A 19,026-nucleotide genomic window follows, 5' to 3' on the forward strand; every position below is an offset into this window, starting at 1 on the left:
GAATGAGTCCAAATGGAACGCAATGCTATGACATGTATTTAATTGGGAGAATAAGTATGATAGAGAGTGTTAAGTTGGCATGTTCACAAACGGATTAGACTACCTCAAGAAGGACAGGAGAACCAATAGTCAGGATAGAGTAAAAATAGAAGATTTATATTAAGGAGTGTTGGTTATGGTTCATGCAAAAGATGTATTATCGGAACAGTTGCTGGCAAATGCAAATGACCCTAGTTGGTACCTGCCATTTTCAAATGCCATAAAAAATCTGTCTGAGGAACAATCATTTTGGAAACCTAACGAGGAAAGCAATAGCATTGCTGAAATTGTGCAGCATTTACTTTATGGGAATCAAACATGGCAAATCAGGTAACAAAAATCTCACGTTGATGCTGTACCTTCCATTGAAAATAATAATAACAGCTTTATAATTCCTGAGAATTATAGATTTACGGACTTAAAAAACCAGCTATTGGAGGTGCTTTTACTTTGGCAAGTGTTATTATCTGAAGAAAAAATTGAGGGTGAAGTGAATGGTTTATCTGAACATGTGAAATGGTGGGGAATTCTCGGAAATGTGTCAACTCATAACGCATATCACATCGGTCAAATCATTTATATACGCAAGTTGCAAAATAGCTGGAAAAATGATGTAAGAGAAGATTAATTAAAAAAATGTGAACTAATGCCTTCTTCAATTTAAGGGAGCGTTTACTTTTAAAGTTTAAGTACTTTTTGTTGAGTAAAAGACAAGATACTATATTTAGATAGGAAGTATCTGCTCTATAATTAAACAAAGAAAGATTAATAATCTTTTAGGATAGGGATGAGCATGAACAAAAAATTAAGCAAATTAGATTTTAATTATTTTATTGGCCAAAAGGTTACAGAGGTAAACACCCAAAAAAAACATCCATTTTTAATGTCTTTTGAATGGGGAGGTTTAACCGTAGAATGCCCTTGGAGATTGCGAGTTTCCAATGAAGTAGCAATTGGATATTCCGATTGTCTACAAGCACCAGGAGAATACTCCCATAAAAATGTTAGAAACATTCTCATGGGAAAAAGGATTACGAATATATTCCATTATGAAGAGATATCAGATTTAGTGGTTGAATTTGAAGAGAGTATATATCTAGAGTTATTCCATGACAGCAATTATTTTGAGGGATGGCAGTTGCGAGGAGATAATGGGTTCTATGTATTTTCTTTACCGGGTGGCTCATATTCAGATTAGGGAGAACCGTCTTTGTTAGAAATTACGGAACAATTTTAAATTATGAAACCTTACGAAAAAAAGTAGTTTTCATAATTCTACATGAGCGTTAATTCTAAAAGGATTAAGGCTCTTTTTTGTTGAATTCATTTAATTATCCGAGGAGGTAAACTAATGATTCCAAGAGTAACGGCGTTAGGAATAATTATTAGAGGTAATGATATTTTGTTGTAAGAGCAAGAAGGTAAACACTCCAATGGGGAAGGTATTTACTGCCGGCCAATTGGAGGCGCGATTGAATTTGGAGAGAGGTCAGCCGAAACATTACTAAGGGAATTTAATGAGAAATTAGGTGTTGAGATAAATATTAACAGCTATTTTTCCTATATTGAAAATATTTTTAGGATTGATGACATGATTGGCCATGAAATTACGCAGGACTACTTAAAAGTTGGCAAGTTACAAAAGTTTTATCGAAAAGAACATGAATCGCTTGGAATTGCAGAAGTAGATGAATGAAAGGGAGTGATTTAATATGCAAGAATGGCATGGTTCATCAGGTGTTTGTATCAACGAAAATGGTCAACTTTTAATGGTGTTACAAGGTAAGCCGGAAGAAAAGAAAACATGGTCAATTCCTTCCGGTGGAAGGGAAATCAATGAAACTTTTGAGGAGTGCTGTATCAGGGAAATTGAGGAGGAAACCGGGTATAAGGTCGAAATTCAAAAAGAACTTCAAGTGAAAATGGGGAGCTATGATGAAGTGAATATCTCCTTTGAAGTTCATTATTTTCTAGTCAAACTAGTTGGTGGAACTAAAACCATTCAGGATCCTGACAACTTAATCCATGATATTGCATGGAAATCTATAAATGAAATACAAGATTTAGAGCTTACTTTCCCTGAAGACCGGGACATTCTAGAGCAATACCTTTTGAATATTGTGTGAAGGGAGAGCAATCAACATAAAGTTTTGTTTATCCTTATTGGAGTAACCTTCTTTGCTGTTCTTTATTAAAATAGCATAAGGAGGTATTTTCACATTGACTAAAAGCTCGAGATTACTTTACTGCTTAATCGGAAGTGCGGTACTGGCATTATTAAATAGTTCGATTCTAGGTTCTGCTTTAATGGGCGTATTCAGCGGAGGCGGAGCCAATACACTAGAACAATTTATCGTGCTAATGGCAGATATTCTGTCATTTGTGGGGTTTTTATTATTAATCATCTTCTCGCTTCTGTTGATATACCATAATAGGAAATAGAAATTTAAAGGATAATAAATACAGTTAATCGAATATTTACGATACAAAGGGCATTAGTGACAAAGACTAATGTCCTTGTTTTATTTGGGTTAGGTAAGCGGAGAAAGTGAATGGATGAGTTTGAATGGAGGTACATAATGGAGTTTTATAAATTTAATAAAGAAAGTGGTAAGACAATTACACAATTTAATTCGAATTTTATTATGTCACGTATTTTGCAAACGGAAATGGCAGCGCACATAGGTTGTATGTATTTGGAGAAAAACGGTATTGTCGGTCTTCATCAAGCAGTTATTCCTCAACTTTTATTAGTGTTGAATGGAGAAGGCTATGTCCGGAGTGAAAAAGAAGAGTACTATAAAATTCAGCAGGGCGATGCAGTATTTTGGGAAAAAGATGAATGGCATGAGACAAAGACTGAGACGGGCTTGATCGCCATTGTTATTGAGAGTGAAGCATTAACCCCATCATCTTTCATGCCTTTAAGGGGAGAAAAGCTGTATTGATAAGCCTTATGCAAAAGAACCATACTAGGCGGATTTTTTTACACAAATTTGTATTTTTTTATATTTACAAGTGACTTATTGAGGCGTAGAATGAATCCAAAATCAATAATAAATGGCCAAATCTCATAATGAGAACGGAGGACCCAATCTTTTGGGGTTAATTCTGCAGTTGCAGAAGGGATGATTTCAGCTTCTTCGCCATCCTATCCGTCAGCTAACTTCGTCGGCTAAAGCGAAGGAGGTCTTATATGACCGCCTAATTCAAGGTGCCTTTTTGTGTATATCCACAAATTTGCTACTTGTTTTAACTGCGGTCTTTTATTGTGCAAAAAATCAAGTGATATAGAGAAAGAAGCTTATTTTAAAGTAGTTTTACTTTGAATTAGAGGAGAAGAAACATGAAAAATTTACTTTTAGAAGGGCTTAATCCTTCTAAGATTTTAGTGCTGGGATTCGCCTTGGTCATCTTTGTAGGGGCATTTTTACTAACACTCCCTATTGCGACAGAGGATGGGATAAGTATATCATTTTTAGATGCTCTTTTTACTGCTACATCAGCTACATGTGTTACGGGGCTGGTTGTTGTTGATACTGGTGATACCTTTTCGATGTTTGGTGAAATTATCATTCTAGTACTCATTCAGATTGGCGGTCTAGGATTTATGACCTTTGCGACATTTCTATTTACATTGTTAGGTAAAAAAATCTCACTAAAAGAGAGGCTCCTCTTAAAGGAATCATATAATGCAACTTCTACTGCTGGTATGGTGAAGTTAGTGAAAAGGGTGTTGCTCTTTACGGTGATTGCAGAAAGTATAGGTGCTACTTTACTAGCCATTCGTTTTACATTTGATATGCCCATTAGTGAAGCAATTTACTTTGGGATTTTCCATAGTATTTCAATCTTTAATAATGCAGGATTTGATATATTCGGAGATTTCAATAGTTTAACTGGGTATGTTGATGATCCATTTGTTGTTTTAACAATATGCTCCCTCATTATCATAGGTGGTCTTGGATTTGTCGTGATTAATGAGCTATACGAATATCCTGAAACACACAAACTTTCACTTCATACAAAAGTGGTCCTAAGTACAACGTTACTTCTGCTTGTGGGAGCATCCTTCTTAATTTTCTTATTTGAGTATGGAAACGATAAGACGTTAGGTCCATTAAATCTTGGAGGGAAAGTATTGGGTGCCATTTTTCATGGTGTAAGTCCTAGAACAGCAGGTGCAAATACTTTATCCATGGGCGATCTGACATACGCAACCTTGTTCTTAACAATCTTTCTCATGTTTATTGGTGGCGGTTCAGGTTCTACAGCAGGTGGTATTAAAGTTACGACTTTTGCAGTTTTAATGGCAACGGTTCTGTCTCAATTGAAAGGTAGAGAAGATGTCGTGATCTTTAAACGCCGAATTATTGAAAAGACAATTTTAAAAGCTTTCACAGTTGCTGTAAGTGGGGTGTTGATTGTTATCCTTGTGACTTTCTTACTTAGCATTACAGAGCATGGGCATGATTTTATAATGTATTTATTTGAAGCAACCTCAGCGTTCGGAACAGTGGGGCTATCAATGGGCTTAACTCCGGAACTAACGCCACTCGGGCGAATCTTTATCATAATTACGATGTTTATAGGAAGATTAGGGCCGTTAACTCTTGGATTTGCGATTACTAAAAGACAAGTCAAAGAAACTTATAAACGTCCAAATGGAAATATGATGATTGGCTAAGCAATCATAAGGAGAGTTGAACAATGTCTAAAAATCAATATGCAGTAATAGGGTTAGGTAGATTTGGAACAAGTATTGCGAGAAGGTTGCATGAAGCAGGGCAGGAGGTATTAGGGATTGATATTAATGAAGAAAGTGTTGAAAACGCAGAGCCTTATGTAACGGATTGTGCAATAGCGGATGCTAGCGATGAGAAGGCACTTACTTCGTTGGGTATAACGAACTTCGATTGTGTTATTGTAGCAATTGGGGATGATATACAATCAAGTATACTAACGGCAATGCTTCTTAAAAATTTAGGAATCAAAAAAATTATCGCGAAAGCAACAAGTAAGCGTCATGGTCAGGTACTCGAAACAATAGGTGTGCATTGGGTTATTTATCCTGAAAGAGATATGGGGGAACGAGTTGCCAATCAGCTACTATCACCAAACATGCTGAATTACATCGAACTATCCAAAGACTATAATGTTGAGGAAGTTCTTTTACCTAAGAAAATGACCGGTAAAAGCTTGAAAGAACTTGATATTCGTGCCCGGTTTAAAGTAAGTGTTATTGCGATTTTAAGAAATGGCGATATCGTTATTTCACCTTCTCCAGACGAGTTGCTTCAGGATGGTGATATTCTAGTTACAATAGGAAATCGAAATGATTTAGCTAAATTTGCAATTTTAGGATAGTGGACTTTATGGTAGAAAGAGGAAACATCAATTTGGGATGAATGCCTCTTTTCTATTTTAGAAAAAAGGTTAATGCAGCATGCGTATAGAAACAATACTCTTAAGTCAAAATGACGGAGGACGAAATGAGCAAATTTAGTTTGTTTGGAAAGTTTACGGTGCAAGCTGGAGAACAAAACACAATGGTAGAAATCTTGCTGGAAGCTGCGGAATCGATGGCTGACCTGGAAGAATGTGAGATCTATCTTGTCAGTATTTCTGAAAATGAGCCGGATACAGTTTATGTCTATGAAGTATGGAGCAATAAAGAGGCGCACCAAGCATCACTAACTTTAGAAGCCACTCAAAAATTAATCCAATGTGCAAAACCCATCATAACAGGGATGGAAAGAATCGGTACATTAAAAACAATGGGCGGGAAGGGCGTTTCATAGCTCAAATGAAAAATGCGTTAGCTCTCATAGAAAGAACGTAACAGTTTAGTTGTTATGTTCTTTTTAATTTTTATTAGTGCATCCTGTTGTTGAGAAAAATACAAACGGTGTAAAATTACACTATAAGGAAGTGTTGCTACTTGGAAAGAGAAAAATTTATTCAACTAATCTCAGATAAAATGCAGCTTAACCGAACAGGGCTTCTCACATGATAAAATGGCTGAAATGCTGGGTATCTCCAAAAAGACTCTTGTTCAAATCGAAAAAGGCAGAACACCTGCCAATTGGACGACTGTTATAGCATTTTGTGCTCTGTTTAATGATAGTGAATTGTTGTTATCAGTCATTGGCGATAAACCAATCTATCTTATTCGGTTAATTGCGAATAAAGAAGACACACCGAAAGAAAAAACGATGGGTTGTTTTGGTGGAAGGAAATTATTGAAAAAGGTAATTTACGTTTGCAGCAAAATGTAGTAAGTAATGACTATCGTATTTTGGATGAAAATAGTTTTCAAGTGATTATAGGTGTGTTAATAGTGATTTTTGTGGCATTTGTATATGTTAACAAATTATATTACCCGTCACTACCAATAGATGGGTTATCAGCAAAGGAAGCAATTGATAGCTTGAATGCATCTGACAGCAAAATTGTTCAAATTGCAGAGGAAGGAAATAGTCTTTTGTATATAACAAGAATTGAAAACAAAGGATAGTGAATGCTGATGAAAATGTAAAACAGTTAGTGGCGGCTAAGGGTTGGGAGTTTAAAGAGAAAGATGGTAGTGGATTATTCTTTGAGAAAAACGGTGAAAGATTAATTGCTACTACTCAAATGTGGACTAAAGAGTATGTACTAGTAAAAATTCCGCATTATTAATGTCCTTATAGAAAAGCGATTATTTGAAGGAGTGAAGATATAAGGTGACTAATTTCAAAAAACAAATAGAAAGCATAAATAAAGCTTTGTCTACTTCGTGGTCCATTGAATCAAGTTCTAAATGGAGTATTGAAAACCCTGCAAAAGGCCACTGTGGGGTGACATCATTAGTAGTAAATGATCTGCTAGGTGGAGAAATCTTGAAAACTAAATTACCTGATGGATGGCACTTCTATAATTTTATTGATGGAATCCGATATGATTTTACATCTTCCCAATTTAAGGAATCGATCTCCTACATAGATATTCCCTCCAATAGAGAAGAAGCATATTCGGATACCAATGAAAAGCAATATAACTATCTAAAACAAAGTGTTTTAAAGAATCTAGGCGATTGTAAATCCTACAATCATCTATAACTGCCCCTATTTCTCTTTTATCTGTGCACGAATTTTCTGAAGCTCTTCAAATGATAAGTCCCCAAGAGATTTTTTGATTTCATCCTCAATCAGCTTTCTGTTTTTTTCCTGATACTGCTTTCGCCATTCTCGCAGACCTTCCGTTTTATCAAAAAGATATTCAATGTCGATTTCTTCATTTTCCTCATCAGCCAAATAGTCCAGTACCGCAGCTAACATCCGTGAAAGATTATCGACTTCACTTTGCAGATTATTTGGCACTTCATCCATTTTTTCATTTTCTGGCTCATCGTTAGTTTGAGCTGGCTTACGCGGCATAGTATCACTCCTATTTATCAAATCAATTATGTATAGTGTTCCCAATAAAATAAGGTTCATAAGCCTAAAAGTTTCATGATAGAATGAAACTAATATGGAAACATTTGGTGGTGTAAAATGTGTATATATCAAAAAATATTAATATAAAGAAACTTTTATTGAGTATAAGTTTTTTATCTGCTCTTTTTCTAGTTGCCGGTTGCAGCGAACAAAAGAAAACGATTGATGGTGAATTTCATTTAGGAAACTTTGGTGCAGATTGGAAAGAAGGAAGTTTCCATTTGGTTGTCCCAATCGAGTGGATAGGTGACTCATCCATAACCATAAAGTCGATAGAATTTATCAAAAGGGATGGGGCTCCGATTACATTCGAAGAAGATGGTATAGATTATGAAGTCTTTGGTGCGGATCCAATGAAGTCATCAGGAATCTATACTGAGCCGAATCTAGGAATTGTATCAAATATCAATAGCTTGGAAATTAAAGATGAAGGGAAGATTGTATTCCTCTTTTCACTTAATGATGTAGAGAAAGATAGTGAAAGAAGGGTGAAAATCAAATTCGACAGTAATGGAGAGGAGTTTGAGAAAGTTGTAGTTTGGAACACGCTTGAAGAATTAACTACTTATCATAATTAGTTTACTATCTTTACAATCCTGATTTATAAAAGAAGAATTTATCCAGGAGAAGTGAAACATGTGAAGTTTGTGCGATCAGGTTGGCCAAAAAGGGCGCAATTGTTAAAGTCAAAAAAGGGTTCAACATACGCAATATAAACTTTGAACCTACAAATGTATGTGCAAATTTAAATGATTTTACTGATAAACATTTAATCTCCGTATTAAAAACATATCATTACATTCTATTGGAGAAATCATCTCGCCAACAATCCTTAAAGGGAAAAGAGGGAGTCTAATGTTTTTTGTCCAGATGTCTGGATTTCCAGGTTCGGGAAAATCGACACTTGCGCTTGAAATTGCCGGAAGAACCGGTGCGATCATTGTGGATCATGATATTTCAAAAACGGCATTGTTGGAATCTACACGAGAAGTAGAGATAGCGGAAAAGCTATTAGGCAAGATTTCATATAGTATGGATTGGGCGTCGATTGAGTTTTACTTATCACAGGGAAAAAGTGTGATATTTGATAGTCCGTGTTTATATGAAGAAATGATAATTAAAGGAACAAGTTTAGCAAAAGAATATAAAGTTCCATACAAATATGTTGAGTGCTACCTGGATGATTTTGATGAAGTGAATTCACGTTTGAAATATCGAATAAGCAGGATGAGCCAAATAAAAGAAGTGAAGTCTGTTGAGAACTTCCAATATACGATTAAAAATAGTAAAAAGCCTGGCAATCATCCGTACTTAGTGGTGGACAGCAGTAAACCTATAGATACATATATTGATGGGGTTATGGATTATTTATTGGATAATTGAATACATCAATAGAGATAAATGGTTAGGAGAGAGCAATGGTTATTTATAAAAAATTAGTTCGTGATAAAATTCCTGGAATAATTGAAGATAGTGGGGGAAAATATGATTTTACTATATTAGATCAGGAGACATTTATTTTAGAACTAAAAAAAAAGCTGCAAGAAGAAGTTTCAGAGTATCTAACTTCATCGACTGATGATAATGCATTGGAAGAACTTGCTGATATATTAGAACTCCTTCATTCGTTAGCTAAAACTCATCATGGAAATATAGAAGAAGTAGAAAAAATACGACAAAACAAGTTTGAAGAGCGTGGCGGTTTTAAGAGGAAATGTTTTTTGGTTAGTGTAAATGAATAAAAGTGTAGCATAATTTTAAGTAGGTTTTTATGGTTGTTTACACTAATATTAGGGGACACACAAAAAATAAACCCAAGCACTCAAATAAGTATCTGAATAACTTGGGCCATCGTCATTTATTTTAGCCTATTCTGGTTGAACAGGTTCTTTCATTTGTCCACCCATTGGAAGCTCAACTCCAAGTTCAGCGAGTTGTGCTTGTGCTTCTTCTTGTGTAATCGTGCCGTTTCGTTGTTGTTCCATGATGCTTTGGACTTTTTCTCTTGTTGCATCATCTAAATCTGCAAACATATCGCCACGACCTCCTCCTGGATTTCCACCAGTACCACCAGGACCACCCATTCCGCCAAAACCATTGGAACCCGCTTCTGTAATTCCTGACTCATTTAGCCATGTCACTGTGTCGGAGATTGTAAACTCGACTTCATTCGTTCCGCCTTCATAGTTTGCTTCTGTAAATAAGCCGTCACTTTCAGTTCCAGTTGCCGTTCCTCCAGAAGAAAGTGTATAAAACCCATCTTTCGTCAATTCTGGCGAACTGATAACTATCGATTGATAATCCTTTTCTGGAGCAAATGTCAAAATTGGACTTCCATTGCTATCCTCTAGCTGAAGCGCCGTTCCTGCTACTTGTGTTTCAGTAAACGTCATCATAATAGAGCTTTGAGCAGAATCTTCTGAAGTGGCCATTGCCATACCTGCACTTCCTGTAGCAATAAGTATGCCGCCATCAATCTCAAAACTCTGATCATAGTCCAGAGAGGCATTGTTATTATTGGTTGGGCCGCTAACGATTACCGTACCATCTGTCATAGCAATCGAACCATTGGAATCAAGGCCGTCTCCCATCGCATTCACATAAACATAACCACCATTAATAGAAAGAACGTTCTCTTCCGTATTTTCTGTTGCTGCAAAGTCACGGCCGGAAGCGTCATTGCCACCACCAATGTTAATACCGTCATCTGTAGCATTAACATGAATTTCTCCATCAGCAATTGTAATGCTTTTACTTTCTACACCTTCATAACTCTTCGTGACATTAATATTTCCACCCTTTGCTAAAATAGAAGTATCTGCATGGATCCCATCATCTCCGGTAGCTACTTCCAAATCTCCGCCAGTGATGGTAATCGAATTATTACTGTGTACAGCATCATCCAAGGAATCAATCGTAAAGCTTCCTCCACCTATTGCTACCTCAACAGCGGCTTTTAGACCTTTCGTACTTTCGTTTTCTGTACTTGTGCTAGTTATAGCTGTAGTATCATTCGTTTCGCCAGGCATGCCGGGCATCATATTATTTTCATTTGTTTCAATCGTTTCTGGACTACCGCCACCGGAAGTAATCTTGAATTCTCCATCGGCAATTAGGAGGGAAGTCTCAGCTTGAATACCGTCATTGGCCGACTTTATGTCAAAGGTACCGTCTTCAATGGCAATGATTGCTTTTGAAGCATCCTTATCATTTGTTGATTTGATTCCGTCTCCACCAGCTGTGATCGTAATTTTCCCATCTTTTACAGCAACGAGGTCACGGCCCATCAACCCATCATCTTTTGCTTCAATTTGGATTGTCCCATCAGTGATTCTTAACTCATCTTTAGAGGCAATCCCGTTATTGTAATTGCCATTCACGACTAGAGTTCCATCACCATTAATCGTCAAGTCGTCTTTACTGAAAAGGGCAGCATTTGGCTCATCATCTTCTGAGTTTTCATAAACGTAATTTTCGCCATCGCTTAAACTGTTCGTTGTTCCTTCTTCCAATGAAACAACCGTTTTTTCCGCCTTTTCTACAAAAATGGGTGCACTCGTTGATGAATTGATTTCCACTCCATCAAGGATCAGTCGAACCGTTCCTTCATCCTCTGCATTTACGATAATTTGTCCATCATTTAACTTCCCGCTAATTTCATAAATACCGGAAGTTCGAATTGTGATGGTACTGCCATCAATGACCACGCCGCCGTTCCCATCAAAGCTTGCACTGTCTCCTTCAAGTTTGATTGAAGTGGCATTATCCCAGTCTGTATAGAAATCCTCATCTGAATATGAAACTTTCTCATTAATAACACTTAGTATTTCCTGATTGCCGATCGTACTTAAGCTCTCTGCTTCGGCAACTGCTGCATTGCTTGTAGAAGCGCCTTCCTCTGAATTGTCGCTGCAAGCAAATAATAAAGCACTACTGATCATAAGAGGTGTCGCGACTTTTATAAACTTAGAATTTCGTATTTTCATTAGTATTACTCCTTTTTCATTTCTCGTTTTTGTTGCTGTTGTTGCGTATGAGGCTATTATCTAAGGTCAACCTTAAATCAACCTTAAAAAAATTAAAATTTGCAATTCTAGAAATTGCACCTATAATCAAACGTAGAAATTGAACAGAGAAAGGGGGAGCAGGTAGATGAAACTATTAGTTATTGAAGATGACAAATATCTCTCTGATTCTATATGTGAAACAGTCAAGGACATGTTTCAGCCGGAGCAGGCATTCGACGGAGAAGAGGGGTTATTCCTGGCAGAACAAAATATATTTGACGTAATTATTCTGGATATAATGCTGCCCTCTATGAACGGTTATGAAGTGCTGCAAAACCTGAGAAAGCAAAACATCACAACGCCCGTCATTATGTTGACGGCGAAGGATGGCATAGATGACAAGATTCAGGGGTTTAAGGTAGGTGCTGACGATTATCTCGTTAAGCCCTTCCATAGGGAAGAACTGTTGCTTCGACTTGAGGCTATGGTTAGAAGAGCGGGTGGATTATTAAAAGAGAATATGATTACCTTTAAGGAACTTAAATTAAATATAAAAAATAAAACCGCCGAGATTCATGGGGAAACCCTTAAATTAAATGGGAAGCAATTCGATTTGCTAGAGTACCTGATTAATAATAAAAATGCAATATTAACAAAAGAACAGATCTTTGATCGAATTTGGGGATTTGAATCCGATACCTCCACGACCGTAGTTGAAGTGTATGCAAGTAATTTAAGGAAAAACTTAAAAAAATATGGCTATGACCAATACATTAAAACGTTCCGTGGCCTAGGTTATATGCTTACGGATAATGGTGAAGGACATGTTTAATAAAACCATTTTCAGAAAGCAACAGCTTAAATTCATGCTTCTTAACCTGCTTGCTTTTACAGTCATCTTTACGATTTTCAGCTTCATCATTTTTGGTCAGGTCCAAAGAACATTGTACTCTCACGCAGATGAGGAGCTGCAATTATTTAAAGAGAGACTTACCGACAATGTGAATGGTATTGAGGGAGATGAAATTAGGCCGATGCCTGGAAAAGGCAATCAGGACCCCTCTCCAATCGATAAGAAAAGAGAGAATCCGAACCCGAGGATTGTTGTCATTCAATGGGACAGTACCGGCAGTATTTTGAATGAGGGAGAAATCGGATCTTTATTTTATGAAAATTATCTTACGAATTACCAGCTCGATAAGACTAAGCTAGATGAAATCACGATGACATCAATCGATGATTTATACCATTTCAGATACCTACTTTTCGAGGATACGAATGATCAAAATGAAATTGCTTATATTCAGCTTTTGATCAATGTAGATGCTGAACAAACCATTATCTCCAATTTTATTAAACTGGTAACGATTTGTTCAGTGATTTTCATTATTCTCTCAATATCAGCGAGTTTCATATTATCTAAAAAGATGATGAAACCGATTATTCAGTCATGGAACAAGCAGGCGGAGTTTGTGGAAAATGCTTCCCATGAATTGAGAACGCCGTTAACCATCATCCAAAATAAATTAGAGTTACTGCTTAGAGCACCTCAAGAAAGAATAGCCGACAAATTTGAAAACATCGCCTTGAGCCTTTCAGAAACACGCCGTTTATCGAAGCTAACTTCGGACTTATTAACTTTAGCTAGAGCAGATTCCGCGGAAACGGAGCTTAACATGAAATCCATAGAATTTGATGCTTTTGTTCAAGAGGTTTGTGCTCCGTATCAGGAAATTGCCGAGTCTCAGGACAAGCATTTCTGGCTTAATTTAAAATGTCCGATTACGATTAATGCCGATGAAACCCGCTTACATCAGCTATTCGTCATCTTGCTGGATAATGCATTAAAATACACTGGTGAAAATGACGGTATCGGTGTGAAAACATATCTTGAAGATCAGCGCATAGTACTGGAAATGAGTGATACGGGAATTGGAATAAAAGAAGAAAATATGCAGTATATTTTTGAGCGTTTCTATCGTGAAGACAGAGCAAGGTCCAGAGAGACGGGTGGAGTGGGTTTAGGATTATCCATTGCAAGTTGGATAGTTGAAAAGCACGGAGGTACTATTAAAGTAAGGAAAAATCAAAACAAGGGAACAACCTTTATCATCAAGCTACCAAAGTAGGAGATTGCAGAAATGCAATCTCTTTTTTTGTGGGCTATAAGTTTTAAGTAAAAACTTTTGGTTATCGAGAAGGGAATGAAGGCATCTTGAAGCAAATTCAGTTCGAAACGTGTTTCATTAAGGGAATGGAACGCATCGTAACTTACCAAGGAATCATTAAACAAATAGACGAACTTCTAATTTATTTTTCTTCCCGAATCGCTTTTAAGGTTCGTTTAAGGTTCGTCCATAATAATGGGATTCATAAGAGAACACACAGCAAAGGAGAAAGGCAGATGGAAGGAAGACGCTTAAACGGTGTTATGGGGCGAACGGAGCTCAAGCATGAAATTACCAAGATGGATTGCTATCTTCTAAGAAATAGATTAAAGCATTACATGAAAGTAGATCCCTACGCCAGGAAGGATGGCAGGTATTTAATCCGTAGCGTGTATTTTGATAACTTCGATAATAAGGTGCTAACCGAGAAAAAAGAAGGATTTTATCAACGGGATAAGTTTCGTGTAAGGCTCTACGACTATAATATGAATTTCTTGAACCTGGAGAAAAAGAGTAAACGGAATAATCTTACGTATAAACAAAAATGTCCGTTGACTGCAGAGGAATACGAAAAAATAAAGATTGGGGACATCGCTTGGATGGAAAATGATTCGAGATCACTTATTCAGGATCTGTACGTCCAAATGAACCTCTTTCAAATAAAGCCGGTAACGGTTGTGGACTATGAAAGGGAAGTCTTTATTTATGATCAAGGCAATGTCCGTGTAACGTTTGACAGTGATATTAAGACAAGCTTTCGGAACAACGATTTGCTAAACCCTGACTTAGCCATGGTGGAAACGAATCCAGAAGTTGTCATCCTTGAAGTGAAGTATGACGAGTTTATCCCGGATGTCATAAAGTATTTGCTGCAGCTTGGAAACCGGAAAAAAGGAACCTATTCGAAATATCAAATCAGCCGAATGTTCGGATAATGTAGAAAAAATTAATGGAGGCATTTAAAATGGAAACAGTAAATTTTGATGAAATTTTTAAATCAAATATTTTAGAAAAAACAAGTAGCTTTTCAATTACGGATTCAGTTATTGGATTATTAGCATCTTTTTTAATAGGGCTATTCATTTATTATGTATATAAGAAAACTTTCTCGGGTGTTATTTACTCCCATACGTTCAATATTTCTTTAATCATCATGTCGATGACAACAGCTTTAATCATCATTGGGATCTCGTCTAATGTTATGTTGTCTTTAGGGATGGTTGGGGCGTTATCGATTGTGCGTTTCCGAACACCGATTAAAGACCCAATGGATATCGTCTATCTTTTCTGGGCAATTGTTTCAGGTATTTTATGTGGAGCTGGTTTTATCCCATTAGTGATTATTGGTTCAATTTTAATTGGTCTTGTTTTAATTCTTTTCGGTAACCGAATCAAAGTAGAAAATCCATATCTATTAGTCGTTCGTTATGATGAAACTTCTATTGAAAAATCAATGGAACATGTCATTTCAGAACATGTGAAAAAACATTCTATCAAATCAAAATCTGTAATGCCTGGAAATGACTTTGAAGTAACGTACGAAATTCGCGTCAAAGAAAATGATATAAGTTTCATCAACAATATTTCAAGCCTTGAAGGTGTAAAATCAGCCATTATGTTAAGCTATGACGGCAACTTTACGGCGTAAATAATATTGAATCATCCTCATTTTTTAAATAGGTGGGGATGATTTTTTTATCTAATTTGTTTTATTAATAAAACTTTTATAAAAATTTATGTATTAATTTCAAGGAAGAATTGTTCCAATTTAATAGCAATAAAGCGAGCTATTACGTTATAAAGTAACTGCTCGCTTTATTTGTTTAAAATTCTGCTTTTTAAAATCCTATATGATAAACTTATCCATCAAGAGGTGAATATTGTTATGCAACAATTACAATTCGAGGCATCCTGGGACAAGGCTTTGAGTGCCAAGGACAGACTTAAAATAGAAGGAATCTTTACCGAAACAAAAAATATAAATCATTCCGATATTCTTTTCTCACCCATAAGAGAAGCGATTAACCATGAAGAGTCATTACTTGTGACTGTATTAATCCATAATTTTACAGATTATCCTTTTGGCATTCATCATATAAGTTTACTTTATAGTGTACAAGGCGAAGCTTTTGCAGAAGGGGTATTCACTCAACCTGCCCTTACAGTTCCATCGAAAGTCAGTATGCCTTGGACGTTTATTTTTCCAAAGGGCAGCTATCGAACACAAACCGCTTATGAAAATGGTCAGCTGGGATTAATTTAATTTATTTTTGGGTTCGTTGTTTTTTGATTGGGAAAAATTAATGAAAGAAATTGAATATTCATAAGAACTGATATATTCTTTTAATACTATTAATTCATGAAGTGAGGCAGTACAGATGCATACCATCTATGATGATTCATACACATTATTTGCAATATACAAATCCCTTTTTGAATCGAATCCCGATCCATGTTATGCATTGGATAAAAACGGAAAATTTGTCATCATAAATAAAATGGCAATGGACCTAGCTGGATATACAGGAGAAGAGTTTTCAAAATTTCACTTTTCAGAAATCGTGGCGGAAGAACATAGAGATATCATGCTTGAAACGTTCAAAGATGTATTAAACAATGGAACAAGAAAAAGCTTTGATGTTTCGGTTAAGCATAAAACAGGCATAATAATCGAATTATACGGAACTTCGGTACCTATCATTGTGGATAATAAAATTTTAGGTATTGCGGGTATCGTGAAAGATATGACTCAAAAAAACCAAATGCAAAGAGAGTTAGAAAGAACAAAAAACGAATTGGAAAATGTATTCAATAACATCGATGTTTGTGTGTGGTCAAGTAACTTTGAACAAGAGGAGGTATTCCAAATCTCTTCTGCCTGCAAGAAAATATATGGATACACCCAGGAAGAATTTAAAAGAAATCCTAACCTTTGGACGGAAGTAATACATCCGGATGATTGTGATTATGTTAATGCGATGCAGCCTAAATTAGCTGAAGGACTGACACTTAATCTGGAATACCGCATTATTGATGCTAATCAAAATACTAAATGGATTTCTAATTATACTACGCCTATTTTTAATGAATCAGGCGATATTATCAGGTTAAATGGAGTTGTTGCAGATATCCAGCAACGTCGTATTGCTGAAGAACAACTCGAATTTATGGCGTTCAATGATGAACTAACTCAATTACCGAATCGCAGACGATTTGAACAGCTTTTAAACCAATCCATTTTAAATGCTATAGAAACAAATACGAAAATGGCGGTTCTGTACTTTGATGTGGATCAATTTAAATGGATTAATGATACACTTGGACATACGATCGGAGACAAAGTATTAAAGGTTATAGCTGAACGATTGCGGACAATTATTGGAGAAGAGGGAATTGTTTCAAGAGTGGGAGGAGACGAATTTATCATCCTATTAAAGGAGATAGAAGAGTCCCAAGCAGTGGAAGAAAAAGCTCAGAACTTAATTGATGAGATGGTGCAACCCATTATTTTAGGGGAAAGAAGTTATGTACTGACAGCAAGTATTGGAATAAGTATGTTCCCGGATGATACAGGTGAGGCAGAGAAACTGATTATATACGCAGATCAGGCGCTGAATGAAGCAAAACGGGACGGCAAAAACACCTATAAGCTATATCGATGTGACTTTTCAGAGGGGATAGTCAGAAAATTAGATATTCTACAGGCACTACGACAAGCGATAAAAAGCAATGATTCTTTAACTTTAAACTACCAGCCAATTGTAGATGCGTGTGATAAAAGAATTGTGGGATTCGAGGCTCTTTTACGATGGAACGATCCGACACTGGGAGTTCTTTCCCCTGCGGAATTCATTCCCATAGCAGAGGAGTCAGGTCTAATTATTCCGCTTGGTGAGTGGGTTATCAGAACGGCATGTACAAAATTTAACGAATTATATAAAAATAGTAAATACTTACCATACTTATCTGTCAATGTTTCTACAAAACAATTTGATAATGAGCAGTTCGTTCCAAAGCTTATGAAGATTTTGGAGGAAACGAATTTTAATCCTGAATATCTTAAAATAGAATTAACGGAAAGCATCATGATGAGGGATGTAGACAAAATTATTGAAAAACTAAATAAAATAAGTGAATTAGGGATTGGTGTATTTCTAGATGATTTTGGAACAGGCTATTCCTCACTTAGCTATCTGGGGGTACTACCCATTAACACCCTGAAAATCGATCGATCTTTTATACAAAATATCAATAATTTAAGTCAAGAAGCGATTGTACGCACAATTATCTCGATGGCGAACAGTTTGGAAAAAGGAATTATTGCAGAAGGTGTTGAAGAAGAGCACCAATTGTTATATTTGCAAGAGTTTGGATGCCACCATATACAAGGTTATATCTTTGGTAAGCCGGTACCGTTTGATGGAGTTCTTGAAATGCTAAAAAAGGCTAATTAGTGGTTCGTTCGCAATTTAACATATAATACTTTTAACTAAAGAGGCGGTTGCACAAGAGATGCAGTCGCCTCTTTTTTTGTTTAAGAAGGTGTTATAAAGGTCCGAAGAGAAGTTATAAATATTGATAAGTCCAAAGCTATATTTGAGGAGGGATATGGTGGAATATAAAACTATTAACAAGAATTTTAAAGTAGTGGGTTTTAAGGGTCGAGGAGCCTTTGATAATTTTGCTGAGGAAGTACCAGCACTTTCAAAGCAAGTATTAAGTCGAACAAACGAAATAGAAAATCATTTAGGTATTGAGATAGCACTATTTGAACCAATAAGGGATAGTAGTCATCGGGTAGGAGATTTTTTTGTAGGATTACTTGTGAATGATTCCTTAAACACGGTACCTGCAGGAATGGAATTTATAGAAATAAATCAACAATATGTCACAGCTAGAGATAAAATATCGAATATCAGCAGCCTTCATTCATACTTATTACAATGGGCCAACGAACAAGGGCATGCAAGAAACCTAGAGTCGTATATTGTAGAGACATACCACCCGGTTCAAGAAGGTGAGGAAGAAGTGCGGATATATTTACCGATTTATTAGAACCTACTGTTATAAAATAATATTCTGAAGCCAGGACAGAAGTAGAAATTTCTCAGAATGATGGAAAAATCTATATTAAGAAATTGATACTTTATAAATTGATTTTCGTTCCGGTGCGAGTGTAGCTGACGGCTATGCCTTTCGCTACAGAGCGAAGCTTCCTGGGGAACAGCACGAGGGAGAGACGCGCGTGTCGAGCCGTGCCATGGATGCGCTTCCGGCGCAACGGAAATCAATTTTAGCTACATCAAAAAAAACACCATTTTCCTACTTGAGGAA

General features: G+C 36.3%; 23 protein-coding genes, 1 pseudogene and 1 riboswitch. Of the genes and pseudogenes, 22 read left to right on the forward strand and 2 right to left on the reverse strand.

The window, feature by feature from the left end; translation table 11 throughout:
* Window positions 1–175 precede the first annotated feature (175 nt).
* The 12 genes and pseudogenes from ACFQU5_RS10850 (at window position 176) to ACFQU5_RS10905 (ending at window position 7,139) form a co-directional block, all read left to right on the forward strand.
* A pseudogene (locus ACFQU5_RS10850) lies at window positions 176–667 on the forward strand (DinB family protein).
* Window positions 668–832: 165 nt separating this feature from the next.
* Window positions 833–1,237, forward strand: coding sequence for a hypothetical protein (locus tag ACFQU5_RS10855; protein WP_390287631.1), 405 nt, complete (start codon window positions 833–835; stop codon window positions 1,235–1,237).
* A gap of 514 nt (window positions 1,238–1,751) precedes the next feature.
* Window positions 1,752–2,165: an NUDIX hydrolase gene (locus ACFQU5_RS10860; RefSeq protein WP_390287633.1), complete on the forward strand. Its 414-nt coding sequence runs from the start codon at window positions 1,752–1,754 to the stop codon at window positions 2,163–2,165.
* 94 nt (window positions 2,166–2,259) lie between these two features.
* Complete coding sequence (locus ACFQU5_RS10865) at window positions 2,260–2,481, forward strand: hypothetical protein (RefSeq protein ID WP_390287635.1); 222 nt, start codon at window positions 2,260–2,262, stop codon at window positions 2,479–2,481.
* Between the two features lie 137 nt (window positions 2,482–2,618).
* Complete coding sequence (locus ACFQU5_RS10870) at window positions 2,619–2,987, forward strand: cupin (RefSeq protein ID WP_390287637.1); 369 nt, start codon at window positions 2,619–2,621, stop codon at window positions 2,985–2,987.
* Between the two features lie 104 nt (window positions 2,988–3,091).
* Window positions 3,092–3,231: riboswitch (cyclic di-AMP (ydaO/yuaA leader) on the forward strand.
* Between the two features lie 154 nt (window positions 3,232–3,385).
* The gene (locus ACFQU5_RS10875) at window positions 3,386–4,726 is read left to right on the forward strand and encodes a TrkH family potassium uptake protein (protein ID WP_390287639.1); all 1,341 of its coding nucleotides are present in this window, start codon (window positions 3,386–3,388) and stop codon (window positions 4,724–4,726) included.
* Between the two features lie 23 nt (window positions 4,727–4,749).
* On the forward strand, window positions 4,750–5,406 hold the full coding sequence (locus tag ACFQU5_RS10880; protein WP_390287641.1) for a potassium channel family protein: 657 nt from the start codon (window positions 4,750–4,752) through the stop codon (window positions 5,404–5,406).
* A 125-nt stretch (window positions 5,407–5,531) separates the two neighbouring features.
* Window positions 5,532–5,840: a putative quinol monooxygenase gene (locus ACFQU5_RS10885; protein ID WP_390287643.1), complete on the forward strand. Its 309-nt coding sequence runs from the start codon at window positions 5,532–5,534 to the stop codon at window positions 5,838–5,840.
* Window positions 5,841–6,056: 216 nt separating this feature from the next.
* Window positions 6,057–6,317, forward strand: a complete 261-nt coding sequence (locus ACFQU5_RS10890) for a hypothetical protein (protein WP_390287645.1) — start codon at window positions 6,057–6,059, stop codon at window positions 6,315–6,317.
* Window positions 6,260–6,556 (forward strand): hypothetical protein, encoded by a 297-nt coding sequence (locus ACFQU5_RS10895; protein WP_390287647.1) that lies wholly within the window; start codon window positions 6,260–6,262, stop codon window positions 6,554–6,556. Before ACFQU5_RS10890 ends, ACFQU5_RS10895 begins: the two co-directional genes overlap by 58 nt.
* Complete coding sequence (locus tag ACFQU5_RS10900) at window positions 6,556–6,720, forward strand: hypothetical protein (RefSeq protein WP_390287649.1); 165 nt, start codon at window positions 6,556–6,558, stop codon at window positions 6,718–6,720. Before ACFQU5_RS10895 ends, ACFQU5_RS10900 begins: the two co-directional genes overlap by 1 nt.
* Window positions 6,721–6,764: 44 nt before the next feature.
* Window positions 6,765–7,139 (forward strand): YunG family protein, encoded by a 375-nt coding sequence (locus tag ACFQU5_RS10905; protein ID WP_390287651.1) that lies wholly within the window; start codon window positions 6,765–6,767, stop codon window positions 7,137–7,139.
* A 6-nt stretch (window positions 7,140–7,145) separates the two neighbouring features.
* Here the strand turns inward: ACFQU5_RS10905 and ACFQU5_RS10910 are convergent, their stop codons facing one another.
* Window positions 7,146–7,457, reverse strand: a complete 312-nt coding sequence (locus tag ACFQU5_RS10910; protein ID WP_390287653.1) for a hypothetical protein — start codon at window positions 7,455–7,457, stop codon at window positions 7,146–7,148.
* A 119-nt stretch (window positions 7,458–7,576) separates the two neighbouring features.
* Between ACFQU5_RS10910 and ACFQU5_RS10915 the strand changes: the two genes are divergently transcribed.
* The 3 genes from ACFQU5_RS10915 (at window position 7,577) to ACFQU5_RS10925 (ending at window position 9,259) form a co-directional block, all read left to right on the forward strand.
* The gene (locus tag ACFQU5_RS10915) at window positions 7,577–8,095 is read left to right on the forward strand and encodes a hypothetical protein (protein ID WP_390287655.1); all 519 of its coding nucleotides are present in this window, start codon (window positions 7,577–7,579) and stop codon (window positions 8,093–8,095) included.
* Between the two features lie 277 nt (window positions 8,096–8,372).
* Entirely contained in the window at window positions 8,373–8,900 is a 528-nt protein-coding gene (locus tag ACFQU5_RS10920; protein ID WP_390287657.1) for a P-loop nucleotide/nucleoside kinase family protein, read from the forward strand.
* 35 nt (window positions 8,901–8,935) lie between these two features.
* Window positions 8,936–9,259: a phosphoribosyl-ATP pyrophosphohydrolase gene (locus ACFQU5_RS10925; RefSeq protein WP_390287659.1), complete on the forward strand. Its 324-nt coding sequence runs from the start codon at window positions 8,936–8,938 to the stop codon at window positions 9,257–9,259.
* A 126-nt stretch (window positions 9,260–9,385) separates the two neighbouring features.
* On the opposite strand, the gene ACFQU5_RS10930 is transcribed toward ACFQU5_RS10925, so the two are convergent.
* The gene (locus tag ACFQU5_RS10930; RefSeq protein WP_390287661.1) at window positions 9,386–11,503 is read right to left on the reverse strand and encodes a carbohydrate-binding domain-containing protein; all 2,118 of its coding nucleotides are present in this window, start codon (window positions 11,501–11,503) and stop codon (window positions 9,386–9,388) included.
* A gap of 166 nt (window positions 11,504–11,669) precedes the next feature.
* On the opposite strand from ACFQU5_RS10930, the gene ACFQU5_RS10935 reads away from it, so the two are divergent.
* From ACFQU5_RS10935 to ACFQU5_RS10965, 7 genes are all read left to right on the forward strand, one after another.
* On the forward strand, window positions 11,670–12,356 hold the full coding sequence (locus ACFQU5_RS10935) for a response regulator transcription factor (RefSeq protein ID WP_390287663.1): 687 nt from the start codon (window positions 11,670–11,672) through the stop codon (window positions 12,354–12,356).
* The gene (locus ACFQU5_RS10940) at window positions 12,349–13,653 is read left to right on the forward strand and encodes a sensor histidine kinase (protein ID WP_390287665.1); all 1,305 of its coding nucleotides are present in this window, start codon (window positions 12,349–12,351) and stop codon (window positions 13,651–13,653) included. The genes ACFQU5_RS10935 and ACFQU5_RS10940 overlap by 8 nt, the downstream gene beginning before the upstream one ends.
* 275 nt (window positions 13,654–13,928) lie before the next feature.
* Window positions 13,929–14,627: a polyphosphate polymerase domain-containing protein gene (locus tag ACFQU5_RS10945; RefSeq protein WP_390287667.1), complete on the forward strand. Its 699-nt coding sequence runs from the start codon at window positions 13,929–13,931 to the stop codon at window positions 14,625–14,627.
* A gap of 29 nt (window positions 14,628–14,656) precedes the next feature.
* Window positions 14,657–15,340 (forward strand): DUF4956 domain-containing protein, encoded by a 684-nt coding sequence (locus ACFQU5_RS10950; protein WP_390287669.1) that lies wholly within the window; start codon window positions 14,657–14,659, stop codon window positions 15,338–15,340.
* Between the two features lie 237 nt (window positions 15,341–15,577).
* Entirely contained in the window at window positions 15,578–15,955 is a 378-nt protein-coding gene (locus ACFQU5_RS10955; RefSeq protein ID WP_390287671.1) for an SLAP domain-containing protein, read from the forward strand.
* A 115-nt stretch (window positions 15,956–16,070) separates the two neighbouring features.
* Entirely contained in the window at window positions 16,071–18,146 is a 2,076-nt protein-coding gene (locus ACFQU5_RS10960; protein WP_390287673.1) for a sensor domain-containing protein, read from the forward strand.
* A gap of 157 nt (window positions 18,147–18,303) precedes the next feature.
* Window positions 18,304–18,747: a GyrI-like domain-containing protein gene (locus ACFQU5_RS10965; RefSeq protein WP_390287675.1), complete on the forward strand. Its 444-nt coding sequence runs from the start codon at window positions 18,304–18,306 to the stop codon at window positions 18,745–18,747.
* Window positions 18,748–19,026: the final 279 nt, after the last annotated feature.

It is taken from the genome of Ureibacillus sp. GCM10028918, assembly GCF_042666115.1.
GTDB lineage: Bacteria > Bacillota > Bacilli > Bacillales_A > Planococcaceae > Ureibacillus.

Bases quoted from the DNA above. Each gene is read 5' to 3' on its own strand.
- ACFQU5_RS10855 (WP_390287631.1), top strand. From the start codon at position 833: ATGAACAAAAAATTAAGCAAATTAGATTTTAATTATTTTATTGGCCAA.
- ACFQU5_RS10860 (WP_390287633.1), top strand. From the start codon at position 1,752: ATGCAAGAATGGCATGGTTCATCAGGTGTTTGTATCAACGAAAATGGT.
- ACFQU5_RS10870 (WP_390287637.1), top strand. From the start codon at position 2,619: ATGGAGTTTTATAAATTTAATAAAGAAAGTGGTAAGACAATTACACAA.
- ACFQU5_RS10875 (WP_390287639.1), top strand. From the start codon at position 3,386: ATGAAAAATTTACTTTTAGAAGGGCTTAATCCTTCTAAGATTTTAGTG.
- ACFQU5_RS10880 (WP_390287641.1), top strand. From the start codon at position 4,750: ATGTCTAAAAATCAATATGCAGTAATAGGGTTAGGTAGATTTGGAACA.
- ACFQU5_RS10885 (WP_390287643.1), top strand. From the start codon at position 5,532: ATGAGCAAATTTAGTTTGTTTGGAAAGTTTACGGTGCAAGCTGGAGAA.
- ACFQU5_RS10890 (WP_390287645.1), top strand. From the start codon at position 6,057: ATGGCTGAAATGCTGGGTATCTCCAAAAAGACTCTTGTTCAAATCGAA.
- ACFQU5_RS10910 (WP_390287653.1), bottom strand. From the start codon at position 7,457: ATGCCGCGTAAGCCAGCTCAAACTAACGATGAGCCAGAAAATGAAAAA.
- ACFQU5_RS10920 (WP_390287657.1), top strand. From the start codon at position 8,373: ATGTTTTTTGTCCAGATGTCTGGATTTCCAGGTTCGGGAAAATCGACA.
- ACFQU5_RS10925 (WP_390287659.1), top strand. From the start codon at position 8,936: ATGGTTATTTATAAAAAATTAGTTCGTGATAAAATTCCTGGAATAATT.
- ACFQU5_RS10930 (WP_390287661.1), bottom strand. From the start codon at position 11,503: ATGAAAATACGAAATTCTAAGTTTATAAAAGTCGCGACACCTCTTATG.
- ACFQU5_RS10935 (WP_390287663.1), top strand. From the start codon at position 11,670: ATGAAACTATTAGTTATTGAAGATGACAAATATCTCTCTGATTCTATA.
- ACFQU5_RS10940 (WP_390287665.1), top strand. From the start codon at position 12,349: ATGTTTAATAAAACCATTTTCAGAAAGCAACAGCTTAAATTCATGCTT.
- ACFQU5_RS10945 (WP_390287667.1), top strand. From the start codon at position 13,929: ATGGAAGGAAGACGCTTAAACGGTGTTATGGGGCGAACGGAGCTCAAG.
- ACFQU5_RS10950 (WP_390287669.1), top strand. From the start codon at position 14,657: ATGGAAACAGTAAATTTTGATGAAATTTTTAAATCAAATATTTTAGAA.
- ACFQU5_RS10955 (WP_390287671.1), top strand. From the start codon at position 15,578: ATGCAACAATTACAATTCGAGGCATCCTGGGACAAGGCTTTGAGTGCC.
- ACFQU5_RS10960 (WP_390287673.1), top strand. From the start codon at position 16,071: ATGCATACCATCTATGATGATTCATACACATTATTTGCAATATACAAA.